At 42.6% G+C, this 17596-nt stretch carries 14 protein-coding genes and 12 tRNA genes; 4 read left to right on the top strand and 22 right to left on the bottom strand.

Going from position 1 to position 17596, the window contains the following annotated elements; translation table 11 throughout:
• Positions 1 to 113 precede the first annotated feature (113 nt).
• The 9 genes from G6R09_RS16460 to tsaE form a co-directional block, all read right to left on the bottom strand.
• Positions 114 to 308 carry a DUF2065 domain-containing protein gene (locus G6R09_RS16460; protein ID WP_060998691.1) on the bottom strand — a complete coding sequence of 65 codons (195 nt, stop codon included), beginning with the start codon at positions 306 to 308 and terminating at the stop codon, positions 114 to 116.
• Between the two features lie 74 nt (positions 309 to 382).
• Complete coding sequence (gene hflC / locus G6R09_RS16455; protein ID WP_163923576.1) at positions 383 to 1384, bottom strand: protease modulator HflC; 1002 nt, start codon at positions 1382 to 1384, stop codon at positions 383 to 385.
• Between the two features lie 2 nt (positions 1385 to 1386).
• The gene (gene hflK / locus G6R09_RS16450; RefSeq protein WP_060998689.1) at positions 1387 to 2550 is read right to left on the bottom strand and encodes an FtsH protease activity modulator HflK; all 1164 of its coding nucleotides are present in this window, start codon (positions 2548 to 2550) and stop codon (positions 1387 to 1389) included.
• Positions 2551 to 2603: 53 nt separating this feature from the next.
• Complete coding sequence (hflX, locus tag G6R09_RS16445; protein WP_065167977.1) at positions 2604 to 3893, bottom strand: ribosome rescue GTPase HflX; 1290 nt, start codon at positions 3891 to 3893, stop codon at positions 2604 to 2606.
• A gap of 28 nt (positions 3894 to 3921) precedes the next feature.
• Positions 3922 to 4188: an RNA chaperone Hfq gene (hfq, locus tag G6R09_RS16440; RefSeq protein ID WP_060998687.1), complete on the bottom strand. Its 267-nt coding sequence runs from the start codon at positions 4186 to 4188 to the stop codon at positions 3922 to 3924.
• Positions 4189 to 4275: 87 nt separating this feature from the next.
• On the bottom strand, positions 4276 to 5211 hold the full coding sequence (gene miaA / locus G6R09_RS16435; protein ID WP_163923612.1) for a tRNA (adenosine(37)-N6)-dimethylallyltransferase MiaA: 936 nt from the start codon (positions 5209 to 5211) through the stop codon (positions 4276 to 4278).
• Positions 5212 to 5232: 21 nt separating this feature from the next.
• Entirely contained in the window at positions 5233 to 7368 is a 2136-nt protein-coding gene (gene mutL / locus G6R09_RS16430; protein WP_163923573.1) for a DNA mismatch repair endonuclease MutL, read from the bottom strand.
• A 2-nt stretch (positions 7369 to 7370) separates the two neighbouring features.
• The gene (locus tag G6R09_RS16425; RefSeq protein ID WP_163923570.1) at positions 7371 to 9101 is read right to left on the bottom strand and encodes an N-acetylmuramoyl-L-alanine amidase; all 1731 of its coding nucleotides are present in this window, start codon (positions 9099 to 9101) and stop codon (positions 7371 to 7373) included.
• 5 nt (positions 9102 to 9106) lie between these two features.
• Positions 9107 to 9571: a tRNA (adenosine(37)-N6)-threonylcarbamoyltransferase complex ATPase subunit type 1 TsaE gene (gene tsaE / locus G6R09_RS16420; protein ID WP_060998684.1), complete on the bottom strand. Its 465-nt coding sequence runs from the start codon at positions 9569 to 9571 to the stop codon at positions 9107 to 9109.
• Between the two features lie 366 nt (positions 9572 to 9937).
• Here tsaE and queG point away from each other — a divergent pair, with 366 nt between their 5' ends.
• Positions 9938 to 11071 carry a tRNA epoxyqueuosine(34) reductase QueG gene (gene queG, locus G6R09_RS16415; protein WP_065167980.1) on the top strand — a complete coding sequence of 378 codons (1134 nt, stop codon included), beginning with the start codon at positions 9938 to 9940 and terminating at the stop codon, positions 11069 to 11071.
• Positions 11072 to 11896: 825 nt separating this feature from the next.
• Here the strand turns inward: queG and G6R09_RS16410 are convergent.
• The 13 genes from G6R09_RS16410 to orn all read right to left on the bottom strand — a co-directional run bounded on the left by G6R09_RS16410 (position 11897) and on the right by orn (position 14205).
• A tRNA-Gly gene (locus G6R09_RS16410) sits at positions 11897 to 11972 on the bottom strand.
• A gap of 23 nt (positions 11973 to 11995) precedes the next feature.
• Positions 11996 to 12072 (bottom strand) — tRNA-Met (locus G6R09_RS16405).
• Positions 12073 to 12251: 179 nt separating this feature from the next.
• Positions 12252 to 12327: transfer RNA gene (locus tag G6R09_RS16400), tRNA-Gly, on the bottom strand.
• A gap of 23 nt (positions 12328 to 12350) precedes the next feature.
• A tRNA-Met gene (locus G6R09_RS16395) sits at positions 12351 to 12427 on the bottom strand.
• Positions 12428 to 12498: 71 nt separating this feature from the next.
• Positions 12499 to 12574 (bottom strand) — tRNA-Gly (locus G6R09_RS16390).
• Between the two features lie 23 nt (positions 12575 to 12597).
• Positions 12598 to 12674, bottom strand: a tRNA-Met gene (locus tag G6R09_RS16385).
• Positions 12675 to 12852: 178 nt separating this feature from the next.
• A tRNA-Gly gene (locus G6R09_RS16380) sits at positions 12853 to 12928 on the bottom strand.
• Between the two features lie 23 nt (positions 12929 to 12951).
• A tRNA-Met gene (locus tag G6R09_RS16375) sits at positions 12952 to 13028 on the bottom strand.
• A 71-nt stretch (positions 13029 to 13099) separates the two neighbouring features.
• A tRNA-Gly gene (locus G6R09_RS16370) sits at positions 13100 to 13175 on the bottom strand.
• Between the two features lie 51 nt (positions 13176 to 13226).
• Positions 13227 to 13302, bottom strand: a tRNA-Gly gene (locus G6R09_RS16365).
• A 51-nt stretch (positions 13303 to 13353) separates the two neighbouring features.
• Positions 13354 to 13429: transfer RNA gene (locus G6R09_RS16360), tRNA-Gly, on the bottom strand.
• 22 nt (positions 13430 to 13451) lie between these two features.
• Positions 13452 to 13528: transfer RNA gene (locus G6R09_RS16355), tRNA-Met, on the bottom strand.
• A 131-nt stretch (positions 13529 to 13659) separates the two neighbouring features.
• Positions 13660 to 14205, bottom strand: coding sequence for an oligoribonuclease (gene orn, locus G6R09_RS16350; RefSeq protein ID WP_163923567.1), 546 nt, complete (start codon positions 14203 to 14205; stop codon positions 13660 to 13662).
• A gap of 72 nt (positions 14206 to 14277) precedes the next feature.
• Between orn and rsgA the strand changes: the two genes are divergently transcribed.
• From rsgA to G6R09_RS16335, 3 genes are all read left to right on the top strand, one after another.
• The gene (rsgA, locus tag G6R09_RS16345; protein WP_065167904.1) at positions 14278 to 15330 is read left to right on the top strand and encodes a small ribosomal subunit biogenesis GTPase RsgA; all 1053 of its coding nucleotides are present in this window, start codon (positions 14278 to 14280) and stop codon (positions 15328 to 15330) included.
• Between the two features lie 226 nt (positions 15331 to 15556).
• Entirely contained in the window at positions 15557 to 16423 is an 867-nt protein-coding gene (asd, locus tag G6R09_RS16340) for an archaetidylserine decarboxylase (protein ID WP_065167905.1), read from the top strand.
• A 264-nt stretch (positions 16424 to 16687) separates the two neighbouring features.
• On the top strand, positions 16688 to 17413 hold the full coding sequence (locus G6R09_RS16335; RefSeq protein WP_107204618.1) for a carbonic anhydrase: 726 nt from the start codon (positions 16688 to 16690) through the stop codon (positions 17411 to 17413).
• The last annotated feature ends 183 nt before the right edge of the window (positions 17414 to 17596 follow it).

Below are 17596 nucleotides of genomic sequence, written 5' to 3'. Positions count from 1 at the left end.
ATCTATCAGTAGTTAAAAAAGGATTCTAGCACCTTAGCCGCCGGCTTGCAGTCATTTTTGGCTCAGAGCGCTTCTTACACGCTTACTTTCAACGATTATTTATGGCTGTTTATCTACATTCTCATGTACATCATATAAGCAATAACACTGCCGGCAACCACCAGACAGCCTCCAATACGACGCAGCACGTTATCGTTTTGCTGGCTTAATTGGCTAACCATATTACGCCAGCCTTGAGGCGCTAATAATGGTCCTAAGCCTTCAACAACTAACACTAAACCAATAGCTAACAAAACTGTATTCATCATAGATTTCATCCAAAAAAAAGACAAGGCGAAGGCCTTGTCTTTATTATAACGATTACGCTGTTATTAAAGCGAGCTTACTTTGCTGATAGCTCTGAATGGTTCATGTATTTAAAGAACTCGTTATTCGGATCAACAACAAGAATGTCATTTTTCGAATTAAAGCTACTTTCATACGCCTTCAAAGAACGCCAAAAGCTGTAAAACTCAGGGTCTTGATTATATGCTTTCGCATAAATCTCAGCCGCTTTCGCATCTGCGTCACCGCGTACAACTTGTGCTTTACGCTTTGCGTCAGCTAAAACTGTTGCCACTTCAAGTTCTGAACGAGCACGAAGCTCTTCAGCACGTTGACGGCCTTGAGAACGGTAGCTACGCGCCACTGACTCACGCTCAGCACGCATACGACGGTAGATAGACTCACTGATTTCATCTGGTAAGTTGATTTTCTTAATACGGAAATCAACCACTTCAATACCTAAATCTTTCGCACTTTCGCGCGTTTCTTCAAGTACATCAGCCATGATTTGATCACGTTGGCCTTCAACTTTCTTCACCGGTACCACACCTTCAATTACCGCTAGAGCAGCTTTAGCCGCTTTCGTTTGGGCAATATCAGACGGTGTCGCTGGTGTTGAAATGCTGTCTTCTCCAGATACGATCTGCTTGATCTCTTTCGCACCAATTTCGGCACGTAAGCTATCAACAACTTTACGCTTCAACAGTGATTCTGCAGTTGATGTGTTACCACCACCTGTTGCTAAGTAATATTTACCGAAATCTTTGATACGCCACTTAACGTAAGTATCAATAATAACGTCTTTTTTCTCAGCAGTTAGGAAACGATCAGCTTGGTCGTCCATAGTTTGAATTCGTGCATCAAGATCATGTACACGGTCAAACACAGGTACTTTAAAGTGTAAACCTGGCTCGTAAATACGGGCAACTTCGGTATTGTTATCTTTTAAAATACGACCGAAACGCACCACGATACCACGCTCGCCTTCTTTAACGACAAACATAGACATCAATAATAGTGCAATAAAAATCACAACTACTGGGATGATTAACTTACGCATAATTAATATCTCCCTTGACGGCCAGTATCAGCGCGTGGTGTTGGAGCGACTGGTGTCGGTGTTTCCACTTTTTCCAATTCAATACCACTTAATCGGCCAGAGTCTACTGGCTTTTTCGCTTGGTTATTTGATTGATTCATTAATTTCTCTAGCGGTAAATACATCACGTTATTACCACCAGACTTAGTATCAATTAACACCTTGCTGGTATTGCTGTATACACGTTCCATCGTATCAAGGTACATACGCTCACGAGTAACTTTCTTAGCAACTTCATATTGTGGAAGCAGCTTATCAAACTGTGCTACATCACCTAAAGCGCCATTAATAACACGTTGTGAATAACCTTCTGCTTCATTCTTCAGACGCTCAGCACGACCAGTTGCTTTTGGCAAAATGTCATTACTGTAAGCTTCTGCTTCACGTACATAACGCTCTTCATCTTCTCGTGCTGCAATAGCATCATCAAAGGCATCTTTAACCGCTTCAGGCGGACGTGCACTTTGGAAGTTAACGTCCACAACACGGATACCCATGTCGTATTTTGAGATAATTTTATCAATAGCAGCTTGAGTATTCGCACGAATAGTCTGACGGCCTGTTGTTAACGCTTGATCCATGGTTGAATCACCGATAACCGCACGCAGTGCAGAATCTGTTGCTTGACGCAAACTATCATCGGCATTGGTAACACTAAAGAGATACTTTTCAGCATTATCAACACGGTATTGAACATCCATCTCAACTTTCAGCACATTTTCGTCTTTGGTTAGCATTAAGCCAGAAGCTCGTAGCGAACGAATTGCTTGTACGTTAACAGGGATGACTTCATCAATAAAAGTCGGCTTCCAATTCAAACCCGGCTTGACGATTTGATCAAACTTACCGAAGCGCAGCACAACACCTTGTTCTGCTTCACTTACAGTGTAAAAGCCTGAAAATCCCCATACAGCCACAGCTAAAACTGCAACAGCACCCAAACCTACAGCGCTACCGCTGCCTGTTGGTCCTTTTTTATTACCAAACACACCACCAACCTTACGACTTAGTTTTGAGAAAACCTCATCCAGATCAGGTGGTCCTTGTTCACGTCCACCATGATTTTTATTACCCCAAGGGTCTTTATCATCACGGCCGCCGTTGTTACCAGGCTCATTCCACGCCATTATAGAACTCCATCAATGTGATATGACGACAGTTTTTATTACTCAGCAATCCATTAAGCAACGATGTAGTCATCTAACGAAGTACTTTCTCTTTTTTGTAACCGCGACCATTCTGCCATCGGTAAGCGAATATCAATCATTAAACAGCCATCTGATTCATATTCTTCTTGCACAATGCAGCCCAGCTGATAAAACTTACTGCGTAACCGTCCGATTATCTCAGGCGGCAAACGCAAACTGTGTTTTATCATTGTTCCTGCAAGGCGTTCTGTTAAGGCTTGGAATAACAAGTCAATGCCTTGCCCTTCCATGGCTGATACCCAAACTCGTTGAGGTAAACCCTCTTCGTCACGCTCAATTCGTGGTTGCGCATTATCCAAGTTATCAATTTTATTCATAACCAGTAAAACAGGGACATCGCCAGCATCGATTTCATCAAGTACGGTATCTACCGCCTCAATGTTCTCGCGAAAACGATCATCACTTGCATCAACCACATGAAGCAATAGATCTGCTTCTTGCGTTTCTTTTAATGTTGCTTTAAATGCAGCCACTAAATCGTGGGGTAAATGTCGAATAAAACCAACAGTATCTGCAAGTATCGCTGCACCGACATCTGCAACTTCAATCTTACGCAATGTTGGATCTAAGGTAGCAAACAGCTGATCAGCTGCATATACCCCAGCATCGGTAATACGATTGAATAATGTTGATTTACCCGCATTGGTATACCCAACTAATGACACTGTTGGGATTTCTGCTCGATTACGCGCTCGACGTCCTTGATCACGCTGTTTAGCTACTTTATCTAAACGGCGTAAGATTGTTTTAATACGTTCTCGTAATAAACGTCGATCGGTTTCTAACTGAGTTTCACCTGGCCCGCGAAGGCCAATACCACCTTTTTGTCGCTCAAGGTGAGTCCACCCTCGAATCAATCGAGTTGAGATATGACGTAATTGTGCTAATTCAACTTGCAACTTACCTTCATGGGTACGTGCGCGTTGAGCAAATATATCGAGAATTAACCCGGTACGATCAATCACTCGACATTGGCAAAGCTGCTCTAAGTTTCGTTCTTGTGCAGGTGACAATGCGTGATTAAAAATAATTATATCTGCATCAACAGTTCTTACGGCATCGGCTATTTCTTGTGCTTTACCTTCACCCACATAATATTTTGGAAGTGGTGTTTTACGGCTACCCGTAACCACATGCAGAGCATTAACCCCTGCAGAAGACACTAGCATTTCAAATTCGCTAAGATCTTCCCATTCCTCATCTTGAGTGAAATTAATATGAACAAGAATAGCCTGCTCACCAGCTTCATAACGGTCAAACAAGTAATCAACTCCTTATTTGAAAATAATCTTACTCTTCTGTTTTCTCTGGACGGTCTGTTCCTGCTGGACGATCACTCGCATGGTGATGATTCACCGGACGAGCAGGTACAACAGTAGAAATAGCATGTTTATAAACCATCTGATTTACGGTGTTTTTAAGTAAAATGACAAATTGGTCAAATGATTCAATTTGTCCTTGTAGTTTGATACCGTTTACCAGGTAAATAGAGACCGGGATTCTTTCACGACGCAGCGCATTCAAAAACGGGTCTTGCAGAGATTGCCCCTTAGCCATTATTTCTTTTCCTTATTTGTTTGTAGTTGTATTTAGCAACGAACAAAAACTAAAAATACGCAAAGCAGTTCAGAGTATACACGTTAATTAAACATCACATCTAACTGAGTTTGTGACGGTTTGTAACGCGCTATCAACATCACTACTATCCAACCAAGTCAAATCATTCCAACCACGAAGCCAGGTAATTTGACGCTTTGCCAATTGACGAGTAGCACAGATACCACGGAAAACCGCTTCATCTATGTCATGTTTCCCGTCCAAATATTCCCACATCTGTCGATAACCGACGCAGCGAATAGAAGGAAGTTCAAGGTGAAGATCACCTCGGTCATATAATGCCCTTACTTCCTGCTCAAACCCTGCTTCAATCATTTTTTTGAACCTAAGTTCAATGCGATGATGCAGTACAGCCCTATCCGTGGGCGTAATTGCAAATTGATGAACCTTATAAGGTAACGATTCACCTTGAGTTTTCGTTAACTCAGTTAATGTTTTACCTGAGATACGAAAAACTTCTAATGCACGAGATAATCGCTGTGGATCATTAGGGTGGATCCTTGCACCGGCAACAGGATCAATGGCTACCAATTCATCATGCAGTGCTTGCCAGCCTCGTGCTGCAGCATCTGCTTCGATTCCATCACGAACAGCATTATCTGCCGCAGGTAATGGTGATAAGCCTTCCAATAATGCCTTGTAGTACAACATAGTACCACCTACCAACAAAGGAATCCGCCCTGCTGCCACTATATCAGCCATTTCTTTTAGTGCATCCGAACGAAAGTCTGCAGCAGAATAACTTTGCGCTGGATCACGAATATCGATTAAACGGTGCGGTGCTAGTGCCAATTCATGCGCATCTGGTTTCGCAGTTCCGATATCCATTCCCTTATAAATAAGGGCGGAGTCGACACTTATCAACTCAACCGGTAGCTGTTCACGTAAACGAATCGCTAAATCGGTTTTGCCTGACGCTGTCGGGCCCATTAAAAAAATAGCTTGTGGTTGTGGCTTCGTCATAACTTGTGGCTTAGTCATAAATTACTTAAATGCTTCTATCGCTGCTTGCATATCTACCGGACGAACAAGTTGGCTTCTAAACGTCATCAACTGATCTCCCCATAGTTGCTCTAATTCGGTAATTAACTGAATCGCTTGTGCCAAAGTGTAACTTGTTACTGGCGTATGGCATTGTTTAGCGAGCCAGAATAAAAGGTTATCCCATCCTTGAGCATCGGGATCATCACTCACAGAATGAAGATAGGTTAACAAATTTGGGATTAACTGTTGTAAGTTTTGCTGCCTTAATGGCATACAAACTGACAGAATGATAATGCTACTACGTCCTTTTGATTTCAGCTGTATCCCTAACTGCTTTAATAATTGCCCGTGCTGCTGTGCGCATTGAATCAGTTCAGCCTCAACAGGCACTGATAATGGAATCAATAATGGCTGTGGCTTTAAACCTACTGTTTGAGCCAACTGCAATTGGCCAACATAACGTAAATGCTCTGCAACCGCTAAATGTAATAGCACCATTTCAGATTGCTGGCTTAACAATAAAAACTGCTCATCAACAACAACCAATGGTTTCCCTAACCCAGTATCTTTGCTGGTTATACGTTTAGTCGGCGGTGCCGGAGTCTCACTTGACCACTCTCGCCGAGGCTCTGCTATCTGAGTGGTATTAACATCTAATGGTGCTGTAACTGGTGTCGATTGCGCTGATCCCAAATGATTAGTTGAAATCAGTTGTTGGTAGGCCTTTAGCTCTGCCGCTGTTGGGCCTGGTTCACCATAATGACGAGGAGCACTATTAGCAGGAGCTACTGATGCAGAACCTTGCTGACGCTCTCTCGTGGTTGATTGCGATGATAATTTTTGGCTACTCTTTTGACTATAGCCCTGTTGAGCATCTTTACTAACTGAATTTGCTAATAAAGTTTTGTTATTATTCATGCCAGACTGAGACTCTACATCGACAGCGGATATGGGTGTCGATGCTACAATGGCTGGATCAGAAGCTGTTAACCAACTTTCGGGCTGAGCCTTGTTCGGATAATCAGGCATCGCTGCAATAGTATGAGAGGCACGATCAATCGCTGCGGTGGTGACTTCAGTATGTGCGTGCGCACTGGATCTGATAGGTGCTTGATATTGAGGCGCATCATCGCTACTCGCCCCTTGCTGAAGTGCACTTTGTAATGCTTGATAAATAAAATCATGCACTAATCGCGCTTGATGGAAACGGACTTCATGCTTAGCTGGATGGACATTAACATCGACTTGATGCGGATCGACCTCAATATACAACACATAAGCAGCATATTGTTCCGATCGTAAGCTTGATTCATAAGCCTGACGAATTGCATGATTGATTAATTTATCTTTCATCATACGGCCATTAACATAGCAATATTGAATATCATTTTGACTACGAGCCCCTTGCGGGCTACAAATCCAGCCAGATAATTTCAAATCACCATGAGCTAATTCGACCACTAATGCGTGCTGTAAAAAACCAGGCCCACAGGCAGCAGCTAAACGTCGCTCCTGTTGCAGTGGATTATCAGCAATACGGTATTGACGCACTAACTTACCGTTATGGCGCAGGGTAATAGCGACATCAAATCGACTCAGTGCAATACGCTTAATCAATTCATCAATATGGGTGAATTCTGTTTTTTCAGTACGCAAAAACTTACGTCGTGCAGGGGTGTTAAAAAATAAATCTAATACTTCTAAGGTGGTACCGATAGGGTGTGCAGCAGGTTTCAACTGCACATCCATGTCACGACCTTCCGCATACGCAGACCATGCTTCCGTTTGACCTTCAGTACAAGAGGTTAGGGTTAACCGCGATACAGAACTAATACTGGCAAGTGCTTCACCACGAAATCCTAAGCTCACTATAGCTTCAAGATCATCTAATGAGGCGATTTTGGAGGTTGCATGACGGCTCAGGGCTAAGCCAAGTTCATCTTTAGCTATCCCTTTACCATTATCACGAATACGAATCAGCCGACTGCCACCTTTTTCGATATCAATATCAATTCGAGTGGCGCCGGCATCTATACTATTTTCAACAAGCTCTTTGACTACCGATGCTGGGCGTTCAACAACTTCACCCGCTGCAATCTGGTTAGCCAGCCGAGCGGGTAAAATCTGAATCGGCATAATTAACTTCTTGGAATGATTAGCGTCTGTCCTACTGCTAGTTTATCAGAACGTAGCTTATTCGCATCACGAATAGTTGCTACTGATACCCCATATTTTGCCGCAATTTTACTTAAAAACTCACCACGGCGAACTTTATGACGCACAGTTTTCACAGCAGAAACCGCAATTTTTAATTTCTGACCGACCATGACATTATCAGACTTTAGATGACTAGTTCGACGAATGCTGCTCATGGTTACTCCATAATTAGCCGCAATTTTGCCAAGATACTCACCGCGAGTCACGGTATGCCACACTATACGGGTAGCAGGCGTTGCTTTGGACGTCACCTTTACTGCCGTCGTTTTAACAGCTGGCGCCGTCGTCACCGCAGTACCAGGGATCACTAACACTTGACCAATATTAACTGAATTTGATTTCAAGTTATTGGCCGCTTTAATGGCCGTCATCGAAGAGCCATATTTAGCCGCAATACCGCTTAATGTTTGTCCTGATGTCACCTTATGTTTAATGCCACCGGCTTTCAAACGCGAAGCAAAGAGTGTGCCTTCTGGCGGATGTGCTGTGAAGTATTGCAAAATACCTTTATAAACCGCATTCGCAAGTTGATTTTGATGAGCATTAGAGGTTAATTGACGCTCTTCAATTGGGTTAGTAATAAAGCCTGTTTCAACTAATAATGATGGAATATCAGGTGATTTTAATACCGCTAAACTTGCATACTGCGGTACTGTTTTATGTAAACGTGCAATATGACGTAGGTTCGCTAATACTCGCTTAGCCACATCGTAGCCTTCCTTCTGCGAATAGCTAAATTGCAGATCAAGTACTGCACGACCTAAATATTTATCCTTCGGATTACTAGAAAGTACATCACCACCACCCAGTAATTCTGATTGTTTCTCACTTTGTTCTAACCAACGACCAATCTCAGTATTGGCGCGACGAGTATTTAATACCCATACAGATGCACCGCGAGGTTTAGGTGAACTAAAACCATCAGCATGAATGGAAACTAACAGTAATGCTTTATTTTTACGAGCAATCTCTGAACGTTTACTTAATCCTACATAATAGTCACCACGGCGAGTCATTACTGCACGCATACCCGTTGTCGCATTGATCTTGGCTGCTAATTTACGAGCAACCGCCAAAGTGACATTTTTTTCATATTTATGGGTTGGACCAATAGAGCCAGGATCATCACCACCATGCCCGGCATCAACGGCTACCACAATATCAGCAGTACCCGATGGCAATTTGGCTAAGTTATTTTCAGTGGCTTTTTCTTCAGCTTGTTCTTCTTTATCAACAGCACCGGCACCAGCACCATTAGGTAAATCCATCACTAATCGATAGCCATAACTACCATCAGGCGTCGGTGATAATGAAAAAATTTGGGGCGTTGTGGCACGCTTTAGTTCAAACACTAATCGAGTCGTGCCTTTTTCGGGTGCATTACTGCTGCGGACTTTGGTTAAAATCTCACTCTTAGCAACAGTGATTGGCAATTTGGTTTTGAGTGAGGTTTTATTTAAGTCGATCACTAACCGTGATGGATTTGATAGCATAAACTGCGAATAATCCGCTTTGCTTTGCATATCTAGCACAACACGTGTTTCATCAGGAGCCGGCCACACACGAACTCCTTTGAGTTCATTTGCAAAAGCAGCAGAACTCACTAATCCCACTCCCAAAATTAAAAGATTTGCATACGTCCGTAACGCCATTCTAATTAACCTAACTGTAAGTGGTTGATCAACGCTGAACCATAGTCCGTATTCGACGTCACTAATACCATTCTTTGCTCACCGTGATAACGCAGCTCGAGCTCAAGATCAGGCTCTGGTAGCATGCCTATACCTTTTTCAGGCCATTCAACTAAACAAATAGCATCATTGGTAAAATAATCTCGAATCCCCATAAATTCTAATTCTTCAGGATCGGCAAGACGATATAAATCAAAATGATAAACTTGCCAAGGCGCAAGATCATAGGGTTCAACCAATGTATAAGTTGGGCTTTTTACATTTCCTTGATGACCAAGTGCACGAATAAAGCCACGGCTGAATGTGGTTTTACCTGCGCCTAAATCACCATGGAGATATATTGTTGTTTGTTGCGTGCAGGCTTTAGCCAATTTAAGGCCAAAATCTACCGTTGCCTGCTCATCAGCAAGAGAAGTTTCAAATGTTTGCATTATATTTTTATCTTGGATTGACTAATTGACGAATAAACGGAAAAAGATCTGCCGCAAGCATACCACGCTCGCCGCGCTGCGCACATAAATCTGCTACTTTACGATAAATCAAAACCAAGCGATATACGGCGTGAAATAACGATCTCAGTCTACGATGACCGTCGCAATTTTACCGCAATAAAGCAATGCCATTCAATTTATGTCATGCATATATTCAGCACAGGTGCAGCTTTACACATTCACATGATTATCTCAGCAATTATTACGACCATTGACAATGGGGTGTCAGCTTATGACTACTCTAAAATAAGAATGTGCTAGAATCCGTTCCCTGATTTTTACTGGCTAGAAGATAAAGCAGACACTATGACGATCGATTATCAACAACTCGCACTTCAAATTAAAACTTGGGGACAAGAACTCGGCTTTCAAGCTGTAGGGATCAGTGATATCGATTTGTCGCAGCATGAAACGCAATTACAGCGGTGGTTGGATGCGGATTATCACGGTGATATGGATTGGATGGCACGTCACGGTATGATGCGTGCACGACCACAAGAATTACTACCAGGAACAGTACGTGTAATTAGTGTCAGAATGAACTATTTACCGCCACAAGCAGGTTTTGCTCAAACACTTAAGCAGCCAACAAAAGCCTATATTAGCCGTTATTCTCTTGGGCGAGATTACCATAAGCTGATTCGCAACCGCCTTAAACAACTAGGCCAACGGATTGAAGCCGTTGTTGGTGAGTTTGGCTGTCGACCATTCGTCGATTCTGCGCCAGTCCTTGAACGTCCATTAGCTGAAAAAGCTGGCTTAGGTTGGACAGGAAAGCACTCGCTGATTCTTAACGACCAGTCTGGCTCATGGTTCTTTTTAGGTGAACTATTAATTGATCTACCACTGCCGGTTGATGCACCTGTCGTCAATCAATGTGGTAAATGTGTCGCCTGTATGACCAGCTGTCCAACTGACGCTATTATTGAAGCTGGAGTCATTGATGCACGACGCTGTATATCTTATCTAACTATCGAATTTGACGGTATCATTCCAGAACAATATCGCACAGCAATAGGTAATAGAATTTATGGCTGTGATGACTGCCAATTAGTATGTCCATTTAATCGTCATGGAGAGATCACATCAGAAACAGACTACCACTGCCGAGACACGTTATTCCAGCAAGATCTGGTGACGCTTTATACTTGGAATGAAGCCACATTCTTACGTAATACCGAAGGTTCAGCTATTCGTCGTATCGGCCATACCCAATGGTTACGTAATATCACAATTGCATTAGGCAATGCGCCTTATCAAACTGACATTATCGATGCATTGAGCGCTCGTCAGGGTGAGCACCCGCTCGTCGATGTTCATATTGAATGGGCTTTAGAGCAGCAACATCAAAAACGCCAACAAATAGTTATTGATGTTTTACCTAATGCCACTAAACGTTTAGTACGAATTATAGAAAAAGGTTTACCTCGAGACGCATAACACTCTGGGTATATGTGGAAAACTTTTTTAATGGCGTCAAAAATCGTAGTAAAAAGAAAGATTAAACACAGGGAGTGGATAACATAATCAAGACGGTTATCCCAATAAAGGAAGGACTAAATGAACTGTGTGCAAATTGTAGATAAAACAAAAATAACCAATAAAAAACATACAGTTACCCTGTTAGCTTTTTACAGTTAATAAGGCGAATATTTTTAAGTTATGCTCTTCTGCTAAAGTTATTCACACCTAGCTATCACATCTAATCAACCAACTTACCCACAGAATATCTTATGTGGATAACTCTGTTAATTGAACTGTGATCTAACGGTGCAATAAATTAAAAACGCTTACTAAAATAACAACTTATCATGTGTTTTCTATCTTTTATAAACAAATAAAAACCAACCACAATGTTGCTATAAAGTAGTAAGAACAACCTATCAATGCTAGGAAAAGAGCGTTTGCCTTATATGGCAATATTGATATTACAACCATCTTTGCAAATAGCTAAGATGAAAAAAACAACCGTTAGGTTGCATAATCAATAGTAGATGATGTAATCGAAGCTGATTGCTTCTAAGTGGGCTTCGTAGTCAAACTAGAAACACTTGAAGCAGTACACTGATGATATCGGTAATCGAATACCCCAGGAATACCACATTAAGACTAATACTTCACAGTAGTAGTTCACCGATAAGTTCGATGATAACTTAATTGGAGCGACACACGAGGTTCCCGATCTTCAAGGAACTAGGCGTGACCTCAACCTTGGCAATATTGCGTACAACCCGCTGAGCTGGTGTACATTGCGAAGATTTAAATTGGAGCGACACACGAGGTTCGAACTCGTGACCTCAACCTTGGCAAGGTTGCGCTCTACCAGCTGAGCTAGTGTCGCATCACATCTCTTAAAAAGAGATTTGGTTGCGGGGGCCGGATTTGAACCAACGACCTTCGGGTTATGAGCCCGACGAGCTACCAAGCTGCTCCACCCCGCGTCCGATTTTTCCACCTAGTTTAAGTTGGGTGACAACTATTTTTATTCACCGCCGTAGCCATGAATATCAATTTGGAGCGACACACGAGGTTCCCGATCTTCAAGGAACTAGGCGTGACCTCAACCTTGGCAATATTGCGTACAACCCGCTGAGCTAGTGTACATTGCGAAGATTTAAATTGGAGCGACACACGAGGTTCGAACTCGTGACCTCAACCTTGGCAAGGTTGCGCTCTACCAGCTGAGCTAGTGTCGCWTCACATCTCTTAAAAAGAGATTTGGTTGCGGGGGCCGGATTTGAACCAACGACCTTCGGGTTATGAGCCCGACGAGCTACCAAGCTGCTCCACCCCGCGTCCGATTTTTCACCTAGTTTAAGTTGGGTGACAACTATTTTTATTCACCGCCGTAGCCATGAATATCAATTTGGAGCGACACACGAGGTTCGAACTCGTGACCTCAACCTTGGCAAGGTTGCGCTCTACCAGCTGAGCTAGTGTCGCATCACATCTCTATAAAAGAGATTTGGTTGCGGGGGCCGGATTTGAACCAACGACCTTCGGGTTATGAGCCCGACGAGCTACCAAGCTGCTCCACCCCGCGTCCGATTTACCACCTAGTTTAAGTTGGGTGACAACTATTTTTATTCACCGCCGTAGCCATGAATATCAATTTGGAGYGACACACGAGGTTCCCGATCTTCAAGGAACTAGGCGTGACCTCAACCTTGGCAATATTGCGTACAACCCGCTGAGCTAGTGTACATTGCGAAGATTTAAATTGGAGCGACACACGAGGTTCGAACTCGTGACCTCAACCTTGGCAAGGTTGCGCTCTACCAGCTGAGCTAGTGTCGCATCACATCTCTTAAAAAGAGATTTGGTTGCGGGGGCCGGATTTGAACCAACGACCTTCGGGTTATGAGCCCGACGAGCTACCAAGCTGCTCCACCCCGCGTCCGATTTTCCACCTAGTTTAAGTTGGGTGACAACTATTTTTATTCACCGCCGTAGCCATGAATATCAATTTGGAGCGACACACGAGGTTCGAACTCGTGACCTCAACCTTGGCAAGGTTGCGCTCTACCAGCTGAGCTAGTGTCGCATAGCTAGGTCTTTCACCTAACGTTCACCGCTTTCGCCGTGAACTACAAATTGGAGCGACACACGAGGTTCGAACTCGTGACCTCAACCTTGGCAAGGTTGCGCTCTACCAGCTGAGCTAGTGTCGCATAGCTAGGTCTTTCACCTAACGTTCACCGCTTTCGCCATGAACTACAAATTGGAGCGACACACGAGGTTCGAACTCGTGACCTCAACCTTGGCAAGGTTGCGCTCTACCAGCTGAGCTAGTGTCGCATCACATCTCTTAAAAGAGAATTGGTTGCGGGGGCCGGATTTGAACCAACGACCTTCGGGTTATGAGCCCGACGAGCTACCAAGCTGCTCCACCCCGCGTCCGATTTACAACGAAAGAAAACAAACTCGTTATCTCCTTTCGAGGCTGCGCATTATACGACTAAAATTGTCGGATGCAATAGTTCTTAAACCAAAAAACGCAGATTATTTTCTAACTGCTTATTTTAACATCAAATATTGAAAATATGCTCACGATAATAGCGTAACTCAGCAATTGAATCATGAATGTCATCCAATGCTAAATGACTACCTTGCTTAGAAAAACCATCAAGCAGCTCTGGCTTCCAGCGACGCGTCAATTCTTTAAGCGTGCTCACATCAAGATAACGGTAATGGAAATACTGTTCAAGTACTGGCATGTGCTTATATAAGAAACGACGATCTTGACCAATACTGTTACCACAAATCGGTGATACACCTTTAGGTACCCATTGCTCTAAAAAAGCCACAGTTTGAGCAACAGCTTGCGCTTCAGTGATCGTACTTTGACGAATACGTTCTACTAAACCACTATTAGTATGTGTGGTTGTACACCAATCATCCATTTTTGCTAATTCAGCTTCTGCCTGATAAATAGCTAGAACAGGACCTTCTGCCAACACATTAAGCTGTGGATCGGTTATAACTGTCGCGATTTCAATGATTTTATGAGTTTCTGGGTCTAATCCGGTCATTTCCAGATCAATCCAAATAAGGTTCTGATCGCTGATTGTCATTCGATATTGCCTCTTTTGTGACTAAACCATGTATGATAATACCGAAAGCCAACCAAACAGAACGATATTCTTGTGGCAAAAAAGAAAAAATTAACTCAAGGTCAGAGCCGACGTGTTCGCTCTAACCAAAATAAGCGCCTAGATCGCGCTAAAAATGAAGTCCAATGGGATGAAGCCTTATTGGAAAATGCTCGCGAAGGGCTAGTTATTACTCGATTCGGTCAACATGCTGATGTTGAAGATCCTCAAACGGGTATTATTCATCGCTGTAACCTACGTCGCAGTATTCAGAGCCTTGTTTCTGGAGATCGTGTCGTTTGGCGTCCTGGCGTTGAGGCCTTACAAGGCATTGCCGGTGTTGTAGAAGCTGTGCATGAACGCAAATCAATGTTAACCCGTCCTGATTACTACGACGGTGTAAAAGCTGTGGCTGCTAACGTTGATCGGATTGTGATCGTGTCATCAATTCTACCTGAGCTATCGCTTAACATTATTGACCGTTACATTATTGCTGCTGAAACCATCGGCATTAAGCCATTAATTGTGGTTAATAAAGTTGACCTACTGACACCAGAACAACGGGTTGATGTTGAACGTAAGTTAACGCAATACCAAAATATTGGTTACAGCGTACGCTTAGTCAGTACCGATACTGGTGAAGGCCTTGATGATCTAAAAGTTGATTTAAAAGATCACGTTAGTATCTTTGCTGGCCAATCTGGTGTGGGTAAATCAAGTATGGTTAATGCACTAATGCCCGATGTTGAAGCAGATATTGGTGATGTTTCAACGAACTCTGGTTTAGGTCAACATACGACGACGGCAGCAAGGTTATATCACTTTGCAGACGGCGGTGATTTAATTGACTCACCTGGGGTGCGTGAATTTGGTCTGTGGCATTTAGAACCTGAGCAAATTACCGAAGCTTTTGTTGAATTTCGTCAATATTTAGGTGGTTGTAAGTTCCGTGACTGTAAACACGGTAACGATCCTGGTTGTATCATTCGCGAAGCGGTTGAACGTGGCGATATTAGTCGTGAACGTTATAACAGCTACCATAAAATCATTGAAAGCATGTCGGAAAATGTGGCAAATCGTCAATTTTCACGTAACAAGCCGAACTGATAATAAATACAAGCCTAAGCAAATTTTACTATTTTCTTAGGCTTATTTTTTATCTGCGACGATGTAAATAAGTACCGACAAACTTCACTTATCTACTGCTGCTATAACGCCACAATAACTGACATTATTAAAATAGTTCGGTACTATTACGGGTTGACGTTATTCTTCCAAATAAGCAAAGAATAACTAACTTATTGATTAATTAATATTTACTGGAAGAGTGATTGTGCTAGATAAGATTAAGATTGGCCTTCAATATTGTATGCCAAAGCATGCGTTAACCCGTCTCGTGGGTAAACTGGCAGCTCATGAAGGTGGAAAACTCACTACTACTATTATTCGTTGGTTCATCAAACAATATAACGTCAATATGGCAGAAGCGCGGAATCCTGATCCTGCAGCCTACCCGACTTTTAATGCTTTTTTTGTGCGTGAATTGGTAGAAGGCGCTCGCCCTATCAATAATGAACAACACATCATTAGTCATCCAGCAGATGCTTGTGTAAGCCAATTCGGTCCAATTAAAGCAGGACGTCTATTCCAAGCTAAAGGTCACTATTTTAATGCTTGTGAGTTATTAGGTGGCGATAGCGATTTAGCGGATGAGTTTATGGGCGGGGAGTTTGCAACATTATACCTGTCGCCAAGTGACTACCACCGTGTTCACATGCCATGTGATGGTGTACTACGCCAAATGATTTATATTCCTGGTGATCTTTTCTCTGTAAACCCACTCACCGCAGAAAATGTACCCAACTTATTTGCGCGTAATGAACGTGTTGTATGTATCTTTGAAACAGAGTTTGGGCCATTAGCTCAAGTATTAGTTGGTGCCACCATTGTCGGTAGCATTGAAACAGTATGGGCAGGAACAGTAACACCACCTACAGGTCCAGAGGTCCGTCGCTGGAATTACTCGACTACGGGTGAAGATGCTATCAGCTTAAAGAAAGGGCAAGAGATGGGCCGTTTCAAGCTCGGCTCTACGGTAATTAACTTGTTCCCTAAAAATAGCATTCGCTTTGTCGAAAACATGCAATCACGTCAAGTGACGCGCATGGGACAACCTTATGCTGAAAGTTTAATTAAATAAAATGGGTTAATAATACTTACACGGAGCAGCAATTGCTCCGTGTTGCTAAGACCGATTTATAAACATATCGTCTTTTTATCAACTCCTACTGGTATTAATGACCATCCCTTATTCCATTCAATATTGCTGCGACTAATCTTTGTTATTCCTTAATCGTATTTTTCAATCACAAATCAAACGATTACTATGCTAACGTTAGCATTTTATCTCACGTATCAAATGCTATTATTAGCGTGGGATAATTATCACTTATAGGTAATCATAATGAAAAAAAATACAATATCAGTATTAGTGCTCGCTTTAGCAAGCTGCTTTTCTCTTTCTGCACACGCCAATGCGGCGTGGGGATACGGCGATCAACAAGGTACTGAGCATTGGGTTGATAGTTACCCAACTTGTGGCGGCGAAAATCAGAGCCCGATTGATATCAAGTCGCCGATTCAAGCGCAAACCCAACCGTTACAAATCGATTATGAAGGTAAAATCACCAGTTTGACTAATAACGGTCATACTATCTCAGCCAATGTTAGCGGTGATAATAAAGTCATTATCGATGGTGATACTTACACACTAAAACAATTCCATTTCCACACTCCGTCTGAAAACTATATTGACGGCAAGCAATACCCATTAGAAGCGCATTTCGTAAACGTTGATGCAAATGGCCATATTGCTGTGATTGCGGTGATGTTTGAAAATGGTCCACGGGCAAATAATGAATTAACCACCTTATTGAAAAAAATCCCAACAAAAGGTGAAACCATTGATTTTAATGATGATTTAACCCCAAGTGCGCTCCTACCACGTGAACGTCAATATTTCCGTTACAATGGCTCATTAACCACACCGCCATGTACAGAAGGTGTGCGCTGGTATGTGATGCAAAGCCATCTTACAAGTTCAGCGGCTCAAATAGAGCAATTAAACCAAATGATGGGTGATAACAATCGTCCATTACAACCGTTAAATGCGCGCATTGTGATTGATTAATTATAATTACAAATGATAATCAGTTGCATTAATAGATAAGTCAGGCTACACTTTTTTCACGGTTTAAACGCCTTGAAATCCTACTTGTCGTTTAACTTAATCATGGTGCACTGCCAATATCATTTACGGTTATCGCACGTTCCCTCCGTATGCAGTTACTGATATATCATCACTAACAGCAAC

Origin of the sequence: Photobacterium sp. Alg240-V54, assembly GCF_900537155.1 — a bacterium.
Lineage (GTDB): Bacteria > Pseudomonadota > Gammaproteobacteria > Enterobacterales > Vibrionaceae > Photobacterium.
Note: the sequence above shows the minus strand (reverse complement) of the source record. Positions and strands in the feature narration are given on the sequence as shown.